At 44.0% G+C, this 20,626-nt stretch carries 21 protein-coding genes; 17 read left to right on the top strand and 4 right to left on the bottom strand.

All coding sequences use genetic code 11. The features are described 5' to 3' along the window. Window positions 1-18: 18 nt before the first annotated feature. The gene (locus FFM74_RS03295; RefSeq protein WP_137625213.1) at window positions 19-660 is read right to left on the bottom strand and encodes a YigZ family protein; all 642 of its coding nucleotides are present in this window, start codon (window positions 658-660) and stop codon (window positions 19-21) included. 70 nt (window positions 661-730) lie between these two features. Here FFM74_RS03295 and FFM74_RS03290 point away from each other — a divergent pair, with 70 nt between their 5' ends. From FFM74_RS03290 to pnpS, 8 genes are all read left to right on the top strand, one after another. Continuing rightward, a complete protein-coding gene (locus tag FFM74_RS03290; RefSeq protein ID WP_137625212.1) occupies window positions 731-2,077 on the top strand; it encodes an ATP-dependent helicase ComFA in 1,347 nt (448 codons plus the stop codon). A 91-nt stretch (window positions 2,078-2,168) separates the two neighbouring features. Further along, the gene (locus FFM74_RS03285) at window positions 2,169-2,720 is read left to right on the top strand and encodes a ComF family protein (RefSeq protein ID WP_223877148.1); all 552 of its coding nucleotides are present in this window, start codon (window positions 2,169-2,171) and stop codon (window positions 2,718-2,720) included. Window positions 2,721-2,853: 133 nt separating this feature from the next. After that, window positions 2,854-3,420, top strand: coding sequence for a ribosome hibernation-promoting factor, HPF/YfiA family (gene hpf / locus FFM74_RS03280; protein ID WP_137625210.1), 567 nt, complete (start codon window positions 2,854-2,856; stop codon window positions 3,418-3,420). 270 nt (window positions 3,421-3,690) lie between these two features. Then, entirely contained in the window at window positions 3,691-6,054 is a 2,364-nt protein-coding gene (gene secA / locus FFM74_RS03275) for a preprotein translocase subunit SecA (RefSeq protein ID WP_137625209.1), read from the top strand. Between the two features lie 92 nt (window positions 6,055-6,146). Next, window positions 6,147-7,263, top strand: a protein-coding gene (gene prfB, locus FFM74_RS03270) for a peptide chain release factor 2 (protein WP_137625208.1) whose coding sequence is annotated in 2 segments (ribosomal slippage) — window positions 6,147-6,218 and window positions 6,220-7,263 — 1,116 coding nt in all. Because the reading frame shifts where the segments join, the coding sequence is not laid out codon by codon here. 183 nt (window positions 7,264-7,446) lie between these two features. Continuing rightward, complete coding sequence (locus FFM74_RS03265; protein ID WP_137625207.1) at window positions 7,447-8,625, top strand: PDZ domain-containing protein; 1,179 nt, start codon at window positions 7,447-7,449, stop codon at window positions 8,623-8,625. Between the two features lie 5 nt (window positions 8,626-8,630). Beyond that, on the top strand, window positions 8,631-9,350 hold the full coding sequence (locus FFM74_RS03260; protein WP_137625206.1) for a response regulator transcription factor: 720 nt from the start codon (window positions 8,631-8,633) through the stop codon (window positions 9,348-9,350). Beyond that, a complete protein-coding gene (gene pnpS, locus FFM74_RS03255; protein WP_137625298.1) occupies window positions 9,343-10,755 on the top strand; it encodes a two-component system histidine kinase PnpS in 1,413 nt (470 codons plus the stop codon). The genes FFM74_RS03260 and pnpS overlap by 8 nt, the downstream gene beginning before the upstream one ends. A gap of 63 nt (window positions 10,756-10,818) precedes the next feature. Here pnpS and FFM74_RS03250 read toward each other — a convergent pair whose 3' ends face one another. The 3 genes from FFM74_RS03250 to FFM74_RS03240 form a co-directional block, all read right to left on the bottom strand. Further along, the gene (locus FFM74_RS03250; protein ID WP_137625205.1) at window positions 10,819-11,547 is read right to left on the bottom strand and encodes an ABC transporter permease; all 729 of its coding nucleotides are present in this window, start codon (window positions 11,545-11,547) and stop codon (window positions 10,819-10,821) included. Continuing rightward, window positions 11,544-12,398, bottom strand: coding sequence for an ABC transporter ATP-binding protein (locus FFM74_RS03245; protein WP_137625204.1), 855 nt, complete (start codon window positions 12,396-12,398; stop codon window positions 11,544-11,546). The genes FFM74_RS03250 and FFM74_RS03245 overlap by 4 nt, the downstream gene beginning before the upstream one ends. Window positions 12,399-12,544: 146 nt before the next feature. After that, on the bottom strand, window positions 12,545-13,534 hold the full coding sequence (locus FFM74_RS03240) for a LytTR family transcriptional regulator DNA-binding domain-containing protein (RefSeq protein ID WP_137625203.1): 990 nt from the start codon (window positions 13,532-13,534) through the stop codon (window positions 12,545-12,547). Between the two features lie 211 nt (window positions 13,535-13,745). On the opposite strand from FFM74_RS03240, the gene FFM74_RS03235 reads away from it, so the two are divergent. The 9 genes from FFM74_RS03235 (at window position 13,746) to hprK (ending at window position 20,620) form a co-directional block, all read left to right on the top strand. After that, window positions 13,746-14,621 (top strand): phosphate ABC transporter substrate-binding protein PstS family protein, encoded by an 876-nt coding sequence (locus tag FFM74_RS03235; protein ID WP_137625202.1) that lies wholly within the window; start codon window positions 13,746-13,748, stop codon window positions 14,619-14,621. 10 nt (window positions 14,622-14,631) lie between these two features. After that, the gene (gene pstC, locus FFM74_RS03230; protein ID WP_137625201.1) at window positions 14,632-15,561 is read left to right on the top strand and encodes a phosphate ABC transporter permease subunit PstC; all 930 of its coding nucleotides are present in this window, start codon (window positions 14,632-14,634) and stop codon (window positions 15,559-15,561) included. Further along, on the top strand, window positions 15,551-16,435 hold the full coding sequence (gene pstA / locus FFM74_RS03225; RefSeq protein ID WP_137625200.1) for a phosphate ABC transporter permease PstA: 885 nt from the start codon (window positions 15,551-15,553) through the stop codon (window positions 16,433-16,435). The genes pstC and pstA overlap by 11 nt, the downstream gene beginning before the upstream one ends. A 15-nt stretch (window positions 16,436-16,450) precedes the next feature. Further along, window positions 16,451-17,263, top strand: a complete 813-nt coding sequence (gene pstB / locus FFM74_RS03220) for a phosphate ABC transporter ATP-binding protein PstB (RefSeq protein ID WP_137625199.1) — start codon at window positions 16,451-16,453, stop codon at window positions 17,261-17,263. Window positions 17,264-17,274: 11 nt separating this feature from the next. Further along, window positions 17,275-18,030 carry a phosphate ABC transporter ATP-binding protein PstB gene (pstB, locus tag FFM74_RS03215; RefSeq protein ID WP_137625198.1) on the top strand — a complete coding sequence of 252 codons (756 nt, stop codon included), beginning with the start codon at window positions 17,275-17,277 and terminating at the stop codon, window positions 18,028-18,030. Between the two features lie 11 nt (window positions 18,031-18,041). Beyond that, window positions 18,042-18,716, top strand: coding sequence for a phosphate signaling complex protein PhoU (gene phoU / locus FFM74_RS03210; protein WP_137625197.1), 675 nt, complete (start codon window positions 18,042-18,044; stop codon window positions 18,714-18,716). 98 nt (window positions 18,717-18,814) lie between these two features. Then, window positions 18,815-19,138, top strand: a complete 324-nt coding sequence (locus FFM74_RS03205) for a PspC domain-containing protein (RefSeq protein WP_137625196.1) — start codon at window positions 18,815-18,817, stop codon at window positions 19,136-19,138. Window positions 19,139-19,152: 14 nt separating this feature from the next. Beyond that, complete coding sequence (locus tag FFM74_RS03200; protein WP_137625195.1) at window positions 19,153-19,509, top strand: phage holin family protein; 357 nt, start codon at window positions 19,153-19,155, stop codon at window positions 19,507-19,509. A 160-nt stretch (window positions 19,510-19,669) separates the two neighbouring features. Beyond that, the gene (gene hprK / locus FFM74_RS03195; RefSeq protein ID WP_137625194.1) at window positions 19,670-20,620 is read left to right on the top strand and encodes an HPr(Ser) kinase/phosphatase; all 951 of its coding nucleotides are present in this window, start codon (window positions 19,670-19,672) and stop codon (window positions 20,618-20,620) included. Window positions 20,621-20,626 lie beyond the last annotated feature (6 nt).

Raw genomic sequence — 20,626 nt, 5'->3', positions numbered from 1 at the left:
GACGTTGAAAAGCTCTTTTTAGTGGGTTAATATCGGAACTTCGCTATATTGTTGCCCCTGGTCCGCAAATTCGACCTGACCGCTGAGTAAGTTGTTAATCGCGGTTTCGACGACGGGGACCGCATCAATCGCCACCGCAATAATCAGTTGAACCTTAACGGCATAGTTAGTTGTTAATGGCACTATTTTTTGTTGGTTTAAGTAATAAGTCAGGGCATCAACGTTGCGGTAGTCGATAGTGACTGCTAACTTTTCCTGTCGCACGCGCTGGACTTTGCCAACCTGCTTAATGGCTTCAACGGGAGTCCCATTATAAGCGCGAATTAAGCCACCAGCGCCAAGTTTGATACCACCGAAGTAACGCGTAACCACCGCTAAGACATCGTGAACTTGAGTCAATTTTAATGCTTCAAGGATTGGCACGCCAGCTGTACCGGCAGGTTCACCATCATCACTCATTCGTTGAATATGGTCATCATCACCAAGCAAATAGCCAAAACAATGATGAGTTGCCTTGGGCTCGGCAGCCCGGACAGCGTCAAGCTTCGACTTGGCGTCTGCTTCATCAGTGATGCGGTAAAGGTTTGCGATAAAGCGTGACTTTTTAATCGTTTGTTCAAAAACAGTATCTGATGCCAAGGTATAGTATGGCTTGGTCAAACTAATCAACTCCTTTTTAAATTAATTCGCGTGAAATCTCGTAATTGGGTGATAAAAGGGAGGCCTAAACATGCAAGCAAGTGAACTGTATGGTCGTCAACTCGCTTTAACACCATTGGAAGCGCAAGACTTACCGGCAGCAACCCAGAAATTCGTCGCCTTGCGCGTGACCGCTAATCGATTGCAGTGTCAGCGCTGTGGCAGTGTGTTGAATCGACAAGCAGCGCAATTACCACGAGACCAGTTTTATTGTTATGATTGCTTGAATCTTGGTCGTGTCAGCACCTTAACTTCACTGTATCATATTTCAGAGCCAAATGACTTTCCAAAAGTTGATCAGTTGACTTGGCAAGGCCAGTTAACTGATCAACAAGCGAGTTGTGCAGCGATGATTCAAACTAAATTTGAAGCTCATCAACGACAGTTATTATGGGCCGTCACTGGTGCCGGCAAAACTGAAATGCTATTTCCAGGGTTAGCTTGGGCACTTGCTCAAGGCTGGCGGGTTGCCATTGCCTCACCGCGCGTGGATGTTTGTTTGGAATTACACCCCCGGCTTCAGGCCGCTTTTGCAAATTTAGAAATTGCCTTACTGCACGGCCGTCAAATAACGCCTTACCGCTATTGCCAATTAACAATTTGTACGACCCATCAATTATTGCGATTTCGAGCGGCATTTGATGTGCTCATTGTAGACGAAGTTGATGCTTTTCCGTTTGCGGCTAATCCACGACTAGGCTATGCCGTTGAGCAGGCCTTGAAACCAGTTAGTGCCTTGCTGTATTTGACTGCGACACCTAGCCAAGACTTGTTACGCCAAGTTAGACAGCATGAGCTGGGGCTGAGTTACTTGCCACTTCGGTTTCATCAGCAGTTGTTGCCGCCGATTCGCGTCACTTTACAACCCCGTTATTGGGAACGATTAAAGAAAGGTAAACTGCCGTGGCCCTTGCGTCCTTGGTTGGCTGATTACGCGAATCGTGGCCAACGCTTTTTGATTTTTGTCCCAAGGGTTGCGCAGCTCGCCGTTGTGCAGGCAGCCATTCAACAAGTCTATCCAGGGCTCAAAGGGTTGACGGTCCATGCCAGTGATCCAGAGCGCTTAGCCAAAGTACAAGCGATGCGAAACTTAGACGTTCAATACTTGGTTACGACAACGATTTTAGAACGTGGAGTGACGTTTCCGGGCATTGATGTGATTGTTTTAGGCGCCGATGATCCGATTTTTTCAACTGCGGCATTGGTTCAGATTGCCGGGCGTGTTGGTCGCAGTAAAGCACGGCCAACTGGTTTAGTACGGTTTATTTGTCGCAGCTATGCCCGACCAGTTAAACGTGCAATCCGACAAATTAAGCTCGTGAACCGGAAAGGACGGCGGTTACGTGCTGAAATGCCTGTTGTGTCACCGCTCGAGTGAGCCAAAATTAAGGCTGCCATGGGTGCTAAGCTGGCAGCCACTTGAGCGTCCCGTGGTTTGCCAAGCGTGTTGGCAAACGTTTACCCCGATTATGACTAGTCAAGCGTGTCCTAGCTGTGGTCGCGCCCAAACACAACGATCACTGTGCCATGATTGTCAGCGGTGGCCGCAGCAAGCTTTTTATAATCAAGCCTTGTTTACTTATAATGAGGCCATGCAAGCGTACTTTGAGCAATACAAATTTAAAGGGGATTACCGACTACGGGCCGTTTTTAGGGCGGTGTTAATGGCGCGACTGGCCAGTTTGCAGCCGGCTATCGTCGTCCCCATCCCGGTCACAGCCAATACCATGGTGACGCGCGGGTTTAACCAAGTGACTGGTTGGCTGAGTGATGGAGAAAATTCAGGCTGGTTAAAAACCAAGCATCAAACGAAGGCTGTGCCACAGTCGCAAAAGAAACGCCAAGCGCGGTTGCTAACCCCACAACCGTTTGAATTAACAGGTGCTGGTCCAGATTTAACTGCCAAAACGGTTGTCTTGGTGGATGATGTTTATACGACCGGCCGAACGATTCGACATGCCGCTGATCTGATTTTGGAAAACGGTGCCAAGTCAGTCATAGGCCTAACTTTGGCACGGTAAATCTGATGAAAAACGGCATTTCGATTGTTTATTATAGCGCTTTCTATTATAATGAATTTAAGCAAAGTAATGAAAGAGTGGTCCTTTTATTACTTTGGGTACACAGTAATGTGTGTGAAGGGAGAGAAGATCTATGCTAAATTTTAATATTCGCGGTGAAAATATCGAAGTGACACAAGCTATTCGTGACTATGTTCAAAAACGGGTGGGTAAGTTACAAAAATACTTTGACAATAACGTTGACTCAATTGCCCACGTAAACTTGAAGATTCACCCAGACAAGACTGCTAAAGTCGAAGTAACGATTCCACTTCCCTATTTAGTTCTCCGGGCAGAAGAAACTTCTCCTGATATGTATGCTAGCGTTGATTTGGTGACCGATAAACTCGAACGCCAAATTCGCAAGTATAAGACCAAAGTCAATCGCAAGTCCCGCGAAAAGGGCTTTAAGGCCATTGACTTTGCGGCGACTGATGAAACGGTTGCAGCTGCTGATAACGATCAGGACGATAAGTTGGATGTTGTACGTACGAAGCGGGTTTCTTTGAAACCAATGGATAATGAAGAAGCAATTCTGCAAATGGATATGCTTGGTCATGATTTCTTCATCTATGAAGACGCGGAAACGGATGCCATTAATATCGTTTATCGGCGCAATGATGGTCGTTATGGTTTGATTGAAACTGGCGACAATCAATAAATAGAATAGTCGATTCAGAAAGAACTGGTCTTTGATCAGTTCTTTTAATTTACAAAAAATATTGTTAAGGCGCGTTAATCATTAAGAATGTTGCAAATAATCTGGAACAGCGGTAGTATTTTTGAAATAAACCCATTCGGTACCGGTTACATTGACTGGCTATAGTTCCCATTAACGCCAAAAAATGTTAAAATTACAGATGGTATTTTATTTTGAAATAGACGATTAAGAATCAATACTTAAGAATTATTATTTGGAGAGGATACGTAAATGGCCAACATTTTAAAACGCTGGGTTGAAAGCGACAAGCGCGTCATTCGGCGTCTTGATAAAATTGCAAACAAAGTTGAAGCTTACGCTGATGAATACGCTAAGTTAAGTGATACCGACCTGCAAGCTAAAACACCAGAATTCCGTGAACGATATAAAGAAGGCGAGTCGCTTGATGACTTGCTGCCTGAAGCATTTGCGACCGCTCGTGAGGGTGCCAAACGTGTACTGGGGTTATATCCATTCCACGTACAAATTTTAGGTGGGATTGTATTACATGAAGGTGACATCGCCGAAATGAAGACAGGTGAAGGGAAAACCTTAACTGCCACCATGCCGGTTTATTTGAATGCCATTTCTGGCGACGGCGTCCATGTCGTTACCGTGAATGAATACTTATCAGCGCGTGATGCGACTGAAATGGGTGAACTCTATCAATGGTTAGGCATGAGTGTCGGGATTAACGGTGCTGATAAAACTCCCGAACAAAAACGGGAAGCCTACAATGCTGATATTACTTATTCAACCAATGGTGAAATTGGGTTTGATTACTTGCGAGATAACATGGTTGTTTATCGTGAAGATATGGTTCAGCGACCATTAAACTTTGCGATTATCGATGAAGTTGACTCAATTTTAATTGATGAAGCGCGGACACCACTGATTATTTCTGGTCAATCCGAAGGGACGACTGGCATGTATAAGCGTGCTGACCGTTTCGCTAAGACTTTGACTAAAGACGACGATTACAAAGTTGATCTGGAATCAAAGACCGTGGCGTTGCTTGATGAAGGGATTCGCAAGGCTGAAAAGTACTTTGGCCTATCTAATCTATATGACACGGATAATACGGCTTTAAACCATTATTTGGATGAAGCGTTACGTGCCAACTACATCATGTTGAAAGACAAAGACTATGTGATTCAAGATGGTCAAGCAATGATCGTGGATTCCTTTACTGGTCGGATTATGGATGGTCGGCGGTTCTCTGATGGGCTACATCAAGCCATTGAAGCCAAAGAACATGTTGAAATCCAAGAAGAAACTAAGACCATGGCCAACATTACCTATCAAAACTTATTCCGGATGTACAAAAAGCTCTCTGGGATGACTGGGACGGCTAAAACGGAACAAGAAGAATTCCGTGAAATTTACAACATGGAAGTTATTACGATTCCAACTAACCGACCAATGATTCGTGATGATCGTTCAGACTTACTTTATCCAACGTTACGTAGTAAGTTTAACGCCGTCGTTAACGAAATTTCTGGTTTGTATAAAAAAGGGCAACCAATGTTAATTGGGACAGTTGCCGTGGAAACTTCTGAATATTTGTCGCAACGTTTGGATGAAGCTGGCATTCCGCATGTGGTCTTGAACGCTAAGAACCATGCGAAAGAAGCCGATATCGTTGCCAATGCCGGTCAACGTGGCGCCGTGACGATTGCGACCAACATGGCTGGTCGTGGGACTGATATTAAATTAGGACCTGGTGTGAAGGAACTTGGCGGGTTAGCCGTTATTGGGACCGAACGTCATGAATCACGACGGATTGATAACCAATTGCGTGGCCGTTCTGGTCGGCAAGGTGATCCCGGTATGTCACAATTTTACTTGTCATTGGAAGATGATTTGATGTTGCGTTTTGGTTCCGAACGAATCAAGAACTTCTTGCAACGGATGAATGTTGAAGATGATGATGCGGTGATCCAGTCACGGATGATTACGCGACAAGTTGAATCTGCGCAAAAACGAGTCGAAGGAAATAACTATGACTCACGTAAAAATGTCTTACAATATGATGATGTGATGCGTGCACAACGTGAAGTCATCTATGGTGAACGTCAACAAGTCATCATGGAGAATAAGTCGTTGAAGTCGGTGATTATGCCGATGATCAAGCGTACGGTTGAACGCACTGTGCAATTGCATACGCAAGGTGACCAAAAGACTTGGGATCTGGATGCAATCATTGATTTTGCAACTGGTGCGATGGTTAAGGAAGACTCAATCAGTGCAGCGGACTTGAAGGATAAGTCGCAAACTGAAATTGAAGATTACTTGATGAAACGGGTCGAGGACGTTTATACGGCGAAGGCAAAGCAACTTTATGATGAAGGCCAAATGCTGGAATTCGAAAAAGTCGTTGTTTTACGAGTGGTTGATGCGCACTGGACTGACCACATTGATGCCATGGATCAATTACGCCAATCAATTGGGTTACGGGGCTACGGCCAGTTAAATCCATTAGTTGAATACCAACGTGATGGTTATCGGATGTTTGAAGAAATGGTTGCGGATATCGATTATGATACAACCCGATTATTCATGAAGTCTGAAATTCGTCAAAATATCCAACGTTAATTAAACACAAACTGGTAAAAGCGTAGTTGGATTAGTCCCAACTACGCTTTTTGCCAAATAATTGTATCAATAAGTTGAAAGAAGGGTTCTTTGTGGAATTAAGTGAAACTAAACATGTTATTGAAGAAATGCAAAGTGCCGTTGACGACTTTAGGGGGTCGCTTTGACTTAGATGCTTTAAATGAAGGCATCCAAGAAAATGAAGCGCGGATGGCAGAACCTGGGTTTTGGGATGACCAAGCGACTGCCCAAAAAGTTATTGATGATAACAACGAGTTGAAGGGAAAATTTGAGACTTATCAACAGTTAGCAGATGAGGTTGGTGATTTAGCCGTGGCTTATGAACTGTTGGTTGAGGAACCAGATGACGAGATGCAGGCCGAATTTGAAACCGATTTGGCCAAAGCCCAACATGATCTCCAGCAATATCGGTTGAATCTATTATTAGATGGCCCATATGATCGCAATAATGCGATTCTTGAAATTCATCCCGGTGCAGGTGGCACTGAATCTCAAGACTGGGGCGCCATGTTATTACGGATGTTTACCCGTTGGGCAGGCAGCCATCATTTTGGGGTGGAAACGGTCGACTATCAAGCCGGTGATGAAGCCGGACTGAAAAGTGTCACCTTGTTGATAAGTGGTCATAATGCTTATGGTTATTTACGCTCCGAAAAAGGGGTGCATCGGCTCGTTCGAATTTCGCCATTTGATGCTGCTGGCCGGCGTCATACGTCATTTGCCAGTGTTGACGTGATGCCGGAATTAGATGACAGCGTTGACGTTGAAATTCGGCCAGATGACCTAAAAGTGGATGTTTATCGGGCGAGTGGTGCTGGTGGACAGCATGTCAATAAGACGTCTTCAGCGGTGCGAATTACCCACCTGCCAACTGGCATTGTGGTCGCGAGTCAAGCACAGCGTTCACAACTGCAAAACCGTCAAACGGCGATGAACATGTTGCGCGCTAAATTATATGAACGTGAGGAAGAGAAAAAGGCCAAAGAACGGGCTGCAATCCAAGGAGAACAGCTCGATATTGGCTGGGGTTCTCAAATTAGATCGTACGTTTTCCATCCATACACGATGGTGAAAGATCACCGGACTAATTATGAATCTCATGATGGTCAAGCAGTGATGGATGGCGATTTGGATCCATTTATGGACGCTTATTTGCAATGGAAATTAGCACAGCGTAATCCACAGTAGCTAAACGTATACTAAGTTGACTTAGCAATCAGTGGGTCGACTTAGTATTTTTGTGTTTATAAGCATTATAATGACAAGGTATTAAGGCCTTGATATCAAGGGAAAACTCGACGCGGCTGGCATTGGTGTGACCAACTAAAAATGCTATACTAGCTTCAGAGTTTAACGTTAGGAGCAACGCGCATGCACGTATTGAAAGTATTGGAACTATTCTTGATTCAACCACTGGTCTGGGTAGGCCTGATTCGCTGTTACCTTGCAGCGCGTCGCCGAGTGCGTTATGAGCGGCACCAGTTTAAAAGTGCGATTGATGCTCATTATATTGAAGTTCGGAATTTTTTTAAGGGCGGCTTAGTGTTGGGGGTGGCCGCAACGCTTGTCAGTTTAGGCTTGGGCTTGGTCGTCTCACCAGTTTGGGCCGTCATTTATGAACTGCTAGCGGTGGTCAGTCTGATTATTGTGCCAAATGGCTTAGTGCCAGTCACGGTGTTTGGTTTGAGTTGGTTAGTGTATTGGGGCCTAAAGCCGAGCTTAACGACCCAGCTCAGTACTCAGTTGCAGACGCATGGTGTCGCAACGCTTGGTCTAAACAGTGGCGTGATTATTAGTGGTTGTTTAATTTTGGGACTGGGCTTTGCCGCAACGGCGATCTTGTTGAGACGTCGTGAGACCCAACTGAATTCACCACAGATTCGTCCAGACCAACGCGGAAAGCGAATTGTGCGTTATCGCTGGCAGCAATTGCTCGTTTTGCCTGTAGGGGTGCTCATCCCGGGAGATTGGATTCATGCGACGGTCGCATGGTGGCCGGTCTTTCAGTTTGGCTCACAGCAATTTAGCGTTTTATTATTACCATTGTTATTGGGGGTCAGCGCACAGGTCTACAAACAACAGCCTCAACTGGCCTGGCGGCGGCTAGCAACGCGTTACTGGCTACTGGCGGCAGTTAGTGTTGTTTTTGCAATTGTGGCGCGGGTGGCAACTTTGAGCCCCCGTTGGTCAATTGGCATACTAGGCTTGTTAGTTGCGGGTGTTTGGGCGATTTTAGCACAGCATCGCTATCATGATCGTCATCAACAATTTTGGTTTTCAGATACCGACTTGGGCGTTCGGGTCATTGGGATTCGTCCGCAGACGCCAGCGACCAAGCTAGATTTGAGCATTGGCGATGTTATCTTGGAATGTAATCGGCAACCAGTACATTCGGAGGCAGAATTTTATGCGGCATTGTTGATAAGTCCGACCTATGTGCATCTCAAAGTGAGAAATGTTGAGCAACAACTAATTATTACTGAAACAGCCATTTATACTGGCGCACCGCATGAGTTAGGAATTGTGTTATTCACTGATCAGGAGGATTAACGACCATGGATAAGATTTTAGTAGTTGACGATGAACCAGCAATCGTCACGTTATTATCGTATAATTTGAAACAAGCCGGGTATGAAGTTGTGACAGCGACGGATGGGGAAGCCGCGTTGGAATTAGGATTAGAAGAATCATTTGCTTGTATTTTGTTGGATCTCATGTTGCCAAAGTTGGACGGTATGGAAGTTACCAAGCGATTGCGTCAAGAAAAAGTCCACACGCCAATTATTATTGTGACTGCCAAAAATGATGAATTTGATAAAGTTTTTGGTTTGGAATTAGGCGCTGATGATTATATTACGAAGCCATTCTCGCCACGAGAAGTTTTGGCACGAATTAAGGCCGTGATTCGGCGGATGACACCAACGGATGAAACGGCGGTGACACCACCAGTGACGCCTAATCGTGCGATTACGGTGATTGGCAATCTGCGAATCGACCAAAACAAGTACCGCGTGACTCGCAATGGTAAAAGTGTTAGCTTGACCCCAAAAGAATTTGAATTGCTCGTTTATTTCATTGAACGCGAGGGTCGGGTTTTAAGCCGAGATGCCATCTTAAATCATGTCTGGGGCTACGATTATGCGAGTGAAACCCGAATCGTCGATATTCATATTTCACATCTGCGTGAAAAAATCGAACTTGATCCGAAGAAGCCGCGGTTGATTCGCACCGTCCGTGGCTTTGGTTATGAGTTCGTTGGTGAAGATCATGCATGATCAGTGGCAGCAGACTTGGCGTTTGCTGACGTTGGAAAATGTGCTGATGTTGTTACTCGGTCTAGTCGTGGTACAACATTTTTCAGCCATTCGGTGGTCCACTGCGCTGATGCTGAGTTTGCTAGTGGCAGTTTTGCTTTTAGCCGTGATTGAAGCGGGTGTCATTTGGTTTCGACAACGCGAGCGACAAAAAACGATTGATCGTATGGAAGAAAAGCTGCGTCAAATGAGCAGTCAGCAATTTCCACCACATATTTTATTGCCACAAAATGACCCGTTATATAGTTTGTCACAGGCAGTCAATCAGCTGGAAAGTTACCAGCGCAATCAGACGCGGCGTGCTGAACTTCAGGAAAAAGAATTGATGATGATCATGCGCTATTTACCGGTGGGGGTCATGGTGATTGATCACCATCGGCAAGTGCAGTTGTCGAATCCGGCGATGAGCGAACTTTTACAACAATCCATCAACTCGGTGGCCCATGTCTACACCAAGGATATCCGATTATACGCCTTGACCAAGGTTATTGAAGATACCATTACGACCCAAACCAATCAGCGGGCCACGGTGACGTTAACGCCGGCGCCGAATACGCAGGTGGTTGAAGCAACGACCGTTTTTATTCAAAATAGTCGTTCGCATTATCAAATTGTGTTGATGCTGTATGATATTACCGAAGTCTATATGATTGAACAGATGCAAGATGATTTTGTCAGCAATGCGAGTCATGAACTCAAAACGCCGATTACAGCGATTGCTGGTTTTACAGAGACGCTATTGAGTGGTGCCAAAGATGATCCGGCAACGTTGGATCAGTTTTTAAAAATCATTGCCGATGAGAGTCAGCGCTTAATTGATTTGATTCAGGATGTGCTATCTTTGTCACGGATTCGTGCTCAGAACACGACGAGTTTGACTAGCCGAAAAATCAAGCTGAAACCTTTAATTGATCAAGAACTGTCACTGTTACAACAGGCGATTCAGAGTAAGGCCTTGACGGTCACTGATAACGTAGATGCGGCAGTCGCAGTGACAGCCGATGTTCAGAAATTGAGTCAGATTATCAAAAATTTGTTATCCAATGCCATCAAATATAATCGTGCCAATGGGACGGTAACGATTACGGCAACCGCGGATGAGACGCATTGGTATTTAACGGTGAAAGACACTGGTATTGGGATCAGTGCCGATGACCAACAGCGAATTTTTGAACGATTTTATCGCGCCAGTCCATCACGTTCGCAGCAAGTGGTCAGTGGCACTGGTTTAGGCTTGGCAATTGTAAAAGAATTGGTGAATGCCATGCAAGGCCAAATTTCGGTAATTAGTCAACGCGGTGTCGGGACAACCATGACCGTGACGTTACCGTTAGTTGTGACGACTAAAAAAGACGATTTGGGTTAATTAACCCGAATCGTCTTTTTTAGTCTAAAATTTTTGCCGAGCTAGTGAGACCGTGAAGTGCGCTTAGGCGTCAAGCCCATTTTTGCGGTAGGCCAGTAACACCGCGACCAAGCTCAGTCCAAGCCATAGTCCCAAAACTAGGATATCAAAGCCATGCCATTGAAAATTGTTAGCGGCAATGCCGTCGGCGAGTTGTGTCACAGTTCCGGCATACAGGTAGCGCACCACGTGTTTAAGCGTCGAATTGAGTAGTTGAAATGATGGTGCCATGGTGAAAATTAGGATTAACGGTAAACTTAATAGGCTGGCCTGGGTTTGATTATGCGACCATAATCCTACTAATGAGCCCAATAATAGGCTAGTTACGGTAGTGATTGCAGTAATAACTAAGTAACTGCCTAATGGGACTTGTTGAAAGTTGGCGCCGGCTAGTGGAATAATCAGTAAATTTGTGAACATTAAAATTAAAAAAGGTGGACATAAACTACCAATAAAATAGTCTAAGCCAGTTACTGAAGAAGTCATCAACACTCGCAAGGTATGCTTCTCTTTTTCTTCAGCCAAGGGTCCGCTGGTCATCATAATGCCGCCCATCACGATATTAAATAATAGACCGAATCCCATTAGAAACCCAGTATTAAAATTGGGTGATAATTTATGACTAAAAAGTAAGCGCATGATTACGACCATCCCAATGGCAAGGCCCGGCGCAACCATGACGTTCGTATTTGTCAGAAGTAAGGTTGTTTTTAAATTAAAAATTGCGTGAATTTTACGTAGGCTGGTGGTCATTGTAAGTTCCTCCCGGTAACGGTTAAAAAGACATCTTCCAGTGTTGGTTCACAAGAATGGATACTCAGTAAAGTTTGTTCGGTTAGCCAGTGATTAATTTTGGCAGTGGTTTGTGGCCCAGCGGTTAAAGTTATGGCTGTAGGCTGCATCTTAAGCTGGATATTAAAGGCTATTTGCCGATTATACTTTAAACGTAAGGCTTGGGGCGTCCCTAATTCCGCAAAATGGCCATTATTTAGTAAGGCGACTTGATCACATAGGGCGGTTGCTTCTGCCATATTATGAGTGGTTAATAAGATGGCGGTACCATGAGCTTGTAAGTCACGAATTAACCCATGAATTGCTTGGGTGGTCATTGGATCGAGGCCACTAGTTGGTTCATCCAAGAATAAAACTTTAGGCTGGTGCAAAATTGCGCGTGCCAGAATGAGGCGCTGGCGCATTCCTTGAGATAATTTGCTTGCTCGCTTGTTGCGATCAGCTTCCAGGCCAACATGTTTTAAGACAGTGGTTACTCGAGCCGGCTTTAATTGATAAAGCTGTGCGAAATAATTTAGATTTTGATTAACGGTTAAGCGGTCGTATAAGCCACTTTGATGAGTTACAATACCAATCTGGGCATAGCTTTTCTCGGTTAAATTAGTGACAGGCTGACCGAGAACTTCGGCAAGACCATTGGTGGGAGCTAATTGTCCGGTTAAGATTTTAATTGTCGTTGTTTTTCCCGCACCAGACGGGCCCAGCAAACCGAAAACTTCACCGGCCTGAACTTGAAATGAAATTCCGGCTAGTGCAACATCAGTTTTGAACTGTTTTGTTAAGTTGGTGACTTGAATTGCGGTCGTCTTCATAGGTGATTTGAACTCCTTTAAAGTTAATGGTTAGCAGCGCTGCTATCAGTTATAGCCTAAAGGAGTTTTGACACAATGTCGTTAAAATCAGTTAAAATGCAGCCAATTCAGGTTGAATAGTGACTAAATTGGGGTGACTGGTGCAACTAAAAGTTGATTAAATCATGTAAGTCGGTCAACTTTGTTCGCGCTAAGGGAATTTTAGCGTGGCTTTTTAAAATTAGCGTGTAACTGTTCCGCGAATAGCTATGCAGTTCAGCAATTTGCTGCAAATTGATTAAATAAGACCGATGGCAGCGAAAGAAGCCGAAGTTGGTGAGCTGTTTTTCTAATGCTGTCATGGTGAGTGGAGATGGGAAACTCTCGCTGCCAACTTTGAGTTGACTGATACCATTGATACTTTCGATAAAGTCGATTTCGTTGGGACTAAAAAAGACTGTTTTGTCCTCAAGTTTTGAGGCAACTTTGAAGATAGACCGTGGTTGTTTGACCTGGTTAGAGTCGTTTGCATCAAAAACAGTTTGCTCAGGAGTAAGGTCAGTTTGTTCTAAACCATTTTTGACGTGATAGCGATAAATAGTCGTTGACAATAGTAGGAGATCTTCTAGGTAGTGTGAGGTAATCAAAACAGTTGTCCCAAGTTTACGAACCGTGGCGAGTGCTTGTAAATATAAGTCAATGCCAGGATCTGATAAGTTGGCCAATGGATTTTCGATTAGTAATAAGGTTGGCTGAAATAACGCTGCACGTAACAGAACTAAGCGGCGTTTTTGATCAAGCGTAAGCTGTTTTAGCCGTTGTTGGCGGACATCGGCTAATGAAAATTGTGTTAGCAGTGAGTCTAATGCGAGGTTCAGGCCTGCCAGTCGATTAAATTGTTTAAGATAGCCGATAACGGTGAGTTGATCATAGAGACCGTCCGTTGCTAGCAGTGTCAGAATACTTTGGGTGCTTGCGTTAATCTGGCCACTAGTTGGGAGTGTTTTACCAACGATTAAGTCAAAGAATGTCTGACTTTCATGAGTGGTCATTTGAAGGCCTAATTCGCTCTGACTTTCAATGGTTAGTGTGAGTTTTTGCAAAATAAGTTGCTGATCTAATTGTTTTGAAACTTGTTGTAAGTCGATTAATGACATGCGTCTGCTCCCAAACGATAAATTGTTGACCAAGTTAGTAAAAATTTAGTCACGATCTTAGTGTACCAAACCGTGCCAGCCGCGGGTAGCTCAGCTAGTGGGGACTGACCATAAGTTACTGATATTTACACAATCTTTACATAACGCCTATCAAGACTTTACACAAACTTTGTATTATTAATATTGAGCAATGGGTAGGAGGTATTTTGTTATGAAAAAAAGTCGGGTCATCCAATTACTAGGATTGATCTTAATTGGCGTTTTGGTCGGACTGGGATACAGTCAGCGAGCAACGACCGATGCCAGTGAGTCAATTACCGCAGTTGGTTCCACCGCTTTGCAACCATTAGTTGAAGCTGCTGGTGAGCAGTATAGTTCTGAACACACGGGTGTTTTTATTAATGTTCAAGGTGGCGGCTCAGGTACAGGCTTGAGCCAAATTCAGACGGGTGCCGTTGCGATTGGTAATTCAGACATATTTGCCGAAGAACAAGCCGGAATCAAAGCGAGCAAGCTAAAAGATCACCGGGTGGCAGTTGTGGGAATTGCGCCGATTATTAATAAGAAAACTGGCGTTACTAATTTAACGAGTCAAGAGTTGACGGCGATTTTTACGGGTAAGATCAAAAATTGGCAAGCGGTTGGTGGTAAGAATCTGCCAATTGTTTTGATCAATCGCGCCCAGGGTTCTGGGACACGTAAAACGTTTGAAAGCTATGCGCTAAATGGTCGGAAGAGTGCTGATTCACAAGAACAGGATTCCTCTGGTTTAGCACGGTCGATTGTTGCCAGCACACCAGGAGCGATTAGCTATGTCGCATTTTCATATTTAGATACGTCGGTGACAGCCCTACAAGTTAATGGGGTTAAGCCGACTGAAGCTAATGTAAAAAATAATCATTGGCACATTTGGTCGTATGAACATCTTTATACTGGATTACAGCCAAATCAATTAACGAAAAAATTTATTAATTATATTTTATCAGCAGCGGTTCAGAAAAAATTGGTCAAACAGTTAGGTTATATTTCGGTCCATGATATGCAGGTGCAGCGAAGTGCGACCGGTAAGATTACAACAGTGAAATGAGGGGAACCGCATGGATAAAATTCGAGCAAGCTTATTAAAAAAATCAATTGCCAGCAAAATTGAGCGCCGTGGGAAGATTATTAGTCTGACCTGTTTAGCATTAATTATTCTGGTCGTCTTCTTAATCTTTTATTTTGTTGCGTCGCGTGGGCTAGCAACATTTTTTCAGAATCATATTAATTTCTGGCAGTTTCTAAGCGGCACGCAATGGAATCCAGGTACGACCGGCACGAATGGTCAACCCGCTGTTGGCGCGTTGCCAATGATTGTTGGGTCATTCTTGATTACGATCCTTTCAGCAATTGTGGCGACACCATTTGCGATCGGGACGGCCGTCTTCATGACTGAAATCTCACCGCGTCGAGGTGCGCAAATTTTGCGGCCGGTAACGGAACTCCTGGTGGGGATTCCATCAGTTGTCTATGGTTTTATCGGGCTTCAAGTCGTGGTGCCATTCGTTCGTAATACGTTTGGCGGCAGTGGTTACGGAATTTTATCTGGGACCTTTGTGCTATTTGTCATGATTTTACCAACCGTGACTTCGATGAGCGCGGATGCCTTAAATGCAGTGCCACGTTATTATCGAGAAGCGTCGTTAGCCTTAGGTGCAACTCGTTGGCAAACCATCTATAAAGTTGTTTTACGGGCGGCAATTCCTGGCATGCTGACGGCGATTGTGTTCGGGATGGCTCGAGCATTCGGGGAAGCTTTAGCGGTTCAGATGGTTATTGGGAATGCCACATTGCTCCCACAAAACTTAGTTTCACCAGCGTCCACATTGACCAGTATTCTGACCATGGGGATTGGGAACACTGTCATGGGGTCACTGCAAAATAATGCCTTGTGGTCACTGGCCATGATCTTGTTATTAATGTCATTAGTCTTTAATATGGTCATCCGTTATATCGGTCGAAAGGGGAAATTAAACAATGAACGCTAAACGAATTGATAAGATTGCAACCGGCGTTCTATACGCGATTGCGGCGTTTGTCGTCATTATCTTGGTGGCGTTGCTTGGTTATATCCTCGTCCAAGGAGTACCAGAAATTTCGTGGCATTTCTTGACTTCACCGGCGTTGTCTTTTGAAGCTGGTGGTGGGATTGGCATTCAGTTGTTCAATTCTTTCTACTTACTTTTCTTAGCGCTATTAATCTCATTACCAATTTCCTTAGGTGCTGGGATTTATTTGAATGAATATGCCCCACAAAATACACTTACTGGGCTTATTCGAACGACGATTGAAATTTTGAGTTCATTACCATCTGTAGTTGTCGGGTTATTTGGTTATCTGTTCTTCGTTGTGCAGTTCAAGTTAGGCTTTTCAATTCTGTCTGGGGCCTTTGCGCTAACAGTTTTCAACCTGCCAATCTTGACGCGGAGTATTGAAGAAGCTTTAGCTAATATTTCCAATGACCAACGGGAAGCGGGCTATGCTTTAGGCTTATCACGCTGGGAAACCGTGACGAAGATTGTTGTGCCGGCTGCTTTACCAAGTATTATTACTGGGATCGTTCTGAGTGCCGGTCGGATTTTTGGGGAAGCCGCTGCACTGATTTACACAGCTGGTCAATCAGCGCCAGCACTTAATTTCCATGATTGGAATCCATTCAATATTAGTAGTCCGTTGAGTCCAATGCGCCCCGCTGAAACCTTGGCCGTGCATATTTGGAAGATTAACTCAGAAGGAATTATGCCCGATGCTAAGGCTGTTTCTGCTGGGGCGTCCGCAGTCTTGATTATCGCTGTCTTACTCTTTAATTTCTTAGCCCGTTGGCTTGGCAAGCGATTGTACAAACATTTAACCGCTGAATAAAGGAGGGCCTTTTTTATGGCAGATAATACAAACTTAACTACGAACCAACGTAATATTATGAAATTCGATCCAAAAGACCATGAAATCGCGCTTTCGACCGAGGATTTACATGTGTTTTATGGCAAGACCGAGGGAATTTCGGAAGGTGACCTTCAGTTTGAGCGGTATAAAATTAGTGCCTTAATTGGGCCTTCTGGTTCGGGTAAATCGACTTATTTACGGTCGTTGAATCGGATGAATGATCGCATTGCGACTGTAACCGGCAAGATTATGTATCGTGGCTTAGACATTAATAGCAATGATATTGATGTTTATGAGATGCGACGGCATATCGGGATGGTTTTTCAGCGTCCCAATCCATTTGCTAAGTCGATTTACGAGAATATCGCCTTTGCCTTACGTCAGCGTGGGATGAACAAAAAGCAAGAGTTAGATGAAGTTGTCGAACGGTCATTACGGCAGGCAGCGATGTGGGACCAAGTTAAAGATGATTTGAATAAAAGCGCGTTGGCACTTTCCGGTGGTCAACAGCAACGGCTCTGTATCGCACGGGCGATTGCAATCAAGCCAGACATTTTATTGCTAGATGAGCCGGCCAGTGCACTGGATCCCGTATCAACCAGTCAAATTGAAGATACGCTCTTGGAATTGAAACAAAACTATACCATTATTATTGTGACCCATAATATGCAACAAGCGTCACGAATCAGTGACTATACGGCGTTCTTTAACTTAGGTAAAGTTTTGGAGTATGCCGAAACCGGCGATATTTTTACCAATCCAAAGGTTGATCTGACGAATGATTATATTTCCGGGAACTTTGGTTAGGAGGGCCGCTAATGAGTACGATTTTAACAACTGAAAACTTATCACTGTATTATGGTAAGAAACAGGCCTTAAAAGGGGTCAATATGAGCTTTGATGAGAAGGGAATTACGGCGTTAATCGGCCCTTCTGGTTGCGGTAAATCGACCTTTCTACGATGCTTAAATCGTATGAATGATTTGATTCCGAATGTGACGATTACCGGGGAAGTTAACTTTAATCAAAGCAATATCTATGCCCCAACGATGGATACAGTAAAGTTGCGTAAGGAAATCGGGATGGTGTTTCAACAACCGAACCCATTTCCATTTTCAATCTATGAAAATGTGGTCTATGGCTTGCGGTTAGCCGGTGTTCGGGACAAAGAGCAACTAGACGCCGCGGTTGAAAAAAGTTTAAAACAAGCCGCAATTTGGGATGAAGTCAAAGACCGATTGCACGTCAATGCCCTGTCACTTTCGGGTGGTCAACAACAACGGGTCTGCATTGCGCGCGTGTTAGCGGTGGAACCAGATATCATCTTGTTGGATGAAGCAACTAGTGCGCTAGATCCAATCTCAAGTCACACAATTGAAATGACCCTCTTGAATTTACGGCATGATTACACTATCATAACTGTTACGCATAATATGCAACAGGCTTCGCGGATTTCTGATCGGACAGCGTTCTTCTTGAATGGCGAATTAATTGAAGTGAATGACACCAAACAGATTTTCATGAATCCAGTAAAACAAGAAACCAATGACTATATCTCAGGACGATTTGGTTAGGAGGATAAAACATGCGACGACTATTCGACGATGAGTTAAATGATATCGATGCTAATTTTACTGAAATGGGAATGATGGTGAGTGCCACCATCGAAAAAGCGGTCAAGGCTTTTATTGATCATGATCGGGAATTGGCGCAAGAAATTATCGACAATGATGCCAAAATCAATGAACGAGAAGTGGAGCTAGAGCAAAAATCATTTGAAATGATTGCCCTCTACCAACCAGTGACCTCTGATCTACGGGAAATTGTCACCATTTTAAAAGCTGTTTCTGAACTAGAACGAATGGCTGACTATGCCCGTAATATTGCTCACGCCACAATTCGCGTGAAAGGTCACGTACGAGTGCCCGAAATTGAGGCTCAGTTATCGGAAATGGGAAACCGTGTCCGAAAAATGGTTGAAGAAATGTTAGCAGCTTATGTTAAAAGTGACGATGCGGCGGCAAGAGCGGTGGCCGCTAAAGATGCCAAGGTTGGCGAAATGTTTGATAAGATCAATGAAAAAGGCATTTCAAAGATGGAACGTCATCCTGAAACGGTGATTGGGTCTACTGATTATTTAAATGTTGCCAGTTACTTAATGCGAATTGGCGCGTTAGTCACGAATGTTGGCGAGTGGATTGTCTACTTGAATACGGGGAATATTATTGAATTGAACCCGGAAAGCTCCAATCTCGTTTAATAAAACCTAAATAATCTTTAAAGCTGAATCATGAAGTTTGCAACTACCTTTTAGGATTAGTAAAATATAATTAGACTAAACTTATGAGGTGTCTAATTATGAAAACTAAAACTAATCGTAAACTAACCAAATCTAATAACCGTGTCATTGCCGGAGTACTTGGTGGCATTGCGGAATATTTACAGTGGAATGCGACGATCTTACGGGTGCTATTTGTGCTATTAACAATTGCCTCACACGGATTCGGGATTTTGCTGTATCTTGTCTTGATGACCATTATTCCAAGTAAGCCAGAAAACACCGGCTTCTTCGAACAAATGCGTCAAGCTGGTCAACGGGAAACACCAAGGGCTCAACATTCTGATGGACGTAAAGAAATTCATAACGTGCATGAAGAAGATGAACCTCGCCACCAAGATTAATGGAGTGATAGTGATTGGGCTTTTGGAAAAGAATTTTAATTGATACAGTGTTGTTTATTGCCATTGCCGGCTTCTTTCAGAGTGGTTTCCACGTGGCCAATATTTGGGTGGCACTCATTGCCAGCTTTGTCTTGGCAATCTTGAACGCGGCGGTAAAACCAATTTTGGTTTTGCTGACGTTACCGATAACCCTGCTCACGATTGGGTTATTCAGCATTGTGATCAATGGCTTGATGTTACAAATGACATCATATTTTGTCGGTAAAGCTAATTTTGGCTTCTCAAGTTTTGGGATGGCCGTCTTAGTCTCAGTGTTAATGTCACTGGCCAACGCGATTGTTTCTAACTTTTTCGCCAAGTCTGCTGAGTAATTGGTGAATAAAGCGCTTTAAAGTGCTAATATTAACAGATAGGAATGATCCGTTTTCGGTCCAAAAAGTGTGGAAGGCTTGAAAGATGATTGCAATAGTCATCACGGACAATGCCGACTGCACTTTTTTTTAATAACTGATTGATTTAGGAGGGATTAACTTGGCAGGAAGTGTAACAGTTGCCGATTTAGTGAAGAATACCCGTTTAGATGTTTATCATGGTGGCGACTTATTGGCGGATAAAGCCATCACAACTAGTGATATTTCACGCCCAGGCTTGGCGTTGACTGGTTACTTTAATTATTATCCGCGCGAACGGGTACAACTTTTAGGTAAAACTGAAACCGCTTATTCAAAAAATATGAGTCATGATGAACGCTTGATGATTTTTCGTAAAATGTGTCAAATGACGACGCCGGCGTTTGTGATTTCCACCGGATTACCCGTACCAGATGAACTGGTGCAAGCTGGTAAGGAAAATAGTGTGCCAATCTTGGGCACCAAGATGACGTCTTCACGCGTTTTGAGTAATATGACGAACTACCTGGAAGGAAAATTGGCGGAACGCCAATCCGTTCATGGTGTGTTAGTGGATATTTATGGCTTAGGGGTGCTCATTACCGGAGATTCTGGTGTTGGGAAAAGTGAAACCGCTTTGGAACTCGTCAAACGTGGTCATCGCTTAATTGCCGATGATCGGGTTGATGTTTACCAACAGGATGAACAAACCTTAGTTGGTGAAGCACCTAAAATCTTGAATCACTTGCTCGAAATTCGTGGGATTGGGATCATTGACGTCATGAATTTATTTGGTGCTGGCGCGGTGCGTCAAGATACGGATATTGATCTCATCGTTCACTTAGAGAATTGGACGCCAGATAAGCAATTTGATAGACTAGGAAATGGAGAACAGTCGCGGAAGTTCTTTGATGTCGAAGTTCCTGAGATTTCGATTCCAGTTAAAACTGGGCGAAACTTAGCGATTATTATCGAAGCCGCCGCCATGAATTTCCGGGCGGAGAGCATGGGCTATGACGCCACGAAAGTCTTCGATGATAATTTGAACTCCTTAATTAAAGAAAATTCGAGTCATGATTCTCACAAGCATTAAGGAGAT

Origin of the sequence: Lactiplantibacillus pingfangensis (assembly GCF_005404945.1) — a bacterium.
Classification (GTDB): domain Bacteria; phylum Bacillota; class Bacilli; order Lactobacillales; family Lactobacillaceae; genus Lactiplantibacillus; species Lactiplantibacillus pingfangensis.
Note: the sequence above shows the minus strand (reverse complement) of the source record. Positions and strands in the feature narration are given on the sequence as shown.

Excerpts from the sequence above, each read along its gene's own strand:
- FFM74_RS03285 (WP_223877148.1), top strand. The coding sequence starts at position 2,169 with ATGACTAGTCAAGCGTGTCCTAGCTGTGGTCGCGCCCAAACACAACGA.
- pstA (WP_137625200.1), top strand. The coding sequence starts at position 15,551 with ATGAACGCTAAACGAATTGATAAGATTGCAACCGGCGTTCTATACGCG.
- FFM74_RS03240 (WP_137625203.1), bottom strand. The coding sequence starts at position 13,534 with ATGTCATTAATCGACTTACAACAAGTTTCAAAACAATTAGATCAGCAA.
- FFM74_RS03250 (WP_137625205.1), bottom strand. The coding sequence starts at position 11,547 with ATGACCACCAGCCTACGTAAAATTCACGCAATTTTTAATTTAAAAACA.
- secA (WP_137625209.1), top strand. The coding sequence starts at position 3,691 with ATGGCCAACATTTTAAAACGCTGGGTTGAAAGCGACAAGCGCGTCATT.
- FFM74_RS03245 (WP_137625204.1), bottom strand. The coding sequence starts at position 12,398 with ATGAAGACGACCGCAATTCAAGTCACCAACTTAACAAAACAGTTCAAA.
- pstB (WP_137625199.1), top strand. The coding sequence starts at position 16,451 with ATGGCAGATAATACAAACTTAACTACGAACCAACGTAATATTATGAAA.
- pstB (WP_137625198.1), top strand. The coding sequence starts at position 17,275 with ATGAGTACGATTTTAACAACTGAAAACTTATCACTGTATTATGGTAAG.
- FFM74_RS03205 (WP_137625196.1), top strand. The coding sequence starts at position 18,815 with ATGAAAACTAAAACTAATCGTAAACTAACCAAATCTAATAACCGTGTC.
- FFM74_RS03260 (WP_137625206.1), top strand. The coding sequence starts at position 8,631 with ATGGATAAGATTTTAGTAGTTGACGATGAACCAGCAATCGTCACGTTA.
- hpf (WP_137625210.1), top strand. The coding sequence starts at position 2,854 with ATGCTAAATTTTAATATTCGCGGTGAAAATATCGAAGTGACACAAGCT.
- pnpS (WP_137625298.1), top strand. The coding sequence starts at position 9,343 with ATGCATGATCAGTGGCAGCAGACTTGGCGTTTGCTGACGTTGGAAAAT.
- FFM74_RS03235 (WP_137625202.1), top strand. The coding sequence starts at position 13,746 with ATGAAAAAAAGTCGGGTCATCCAATTACTAGGATTGATCTTAATTGGC.
- pstC (WP_137625201.1), top strand. The coding sequence starts at position 14,632 with ATGGATAAAATTCGAGCAAGCTTATTAAAAAAATCAATTGCCAGCAAA.
- FFM74_RS03290 (WP_137625212.1), top strand. The coding sequence starts at position 731 with ATGCAAGCAAGTGAACTGTATGGTCGTCAACTCGCTTTAACACCATTG.
- FFM74_RS03265 (WP_137625207.1), top strand. The coding sequence starts at position 7,447 with ATGCACGTATTGAAAGTATTGGAACTATTCTTGATTCAACCACTGGTC.
- phoU (WP_137625197.1), top strand. The coding sequence starts at position 18,042 with ATGCGACGACTATTCGACGATGAGTTAAATGATATCGATGCTAATTTT.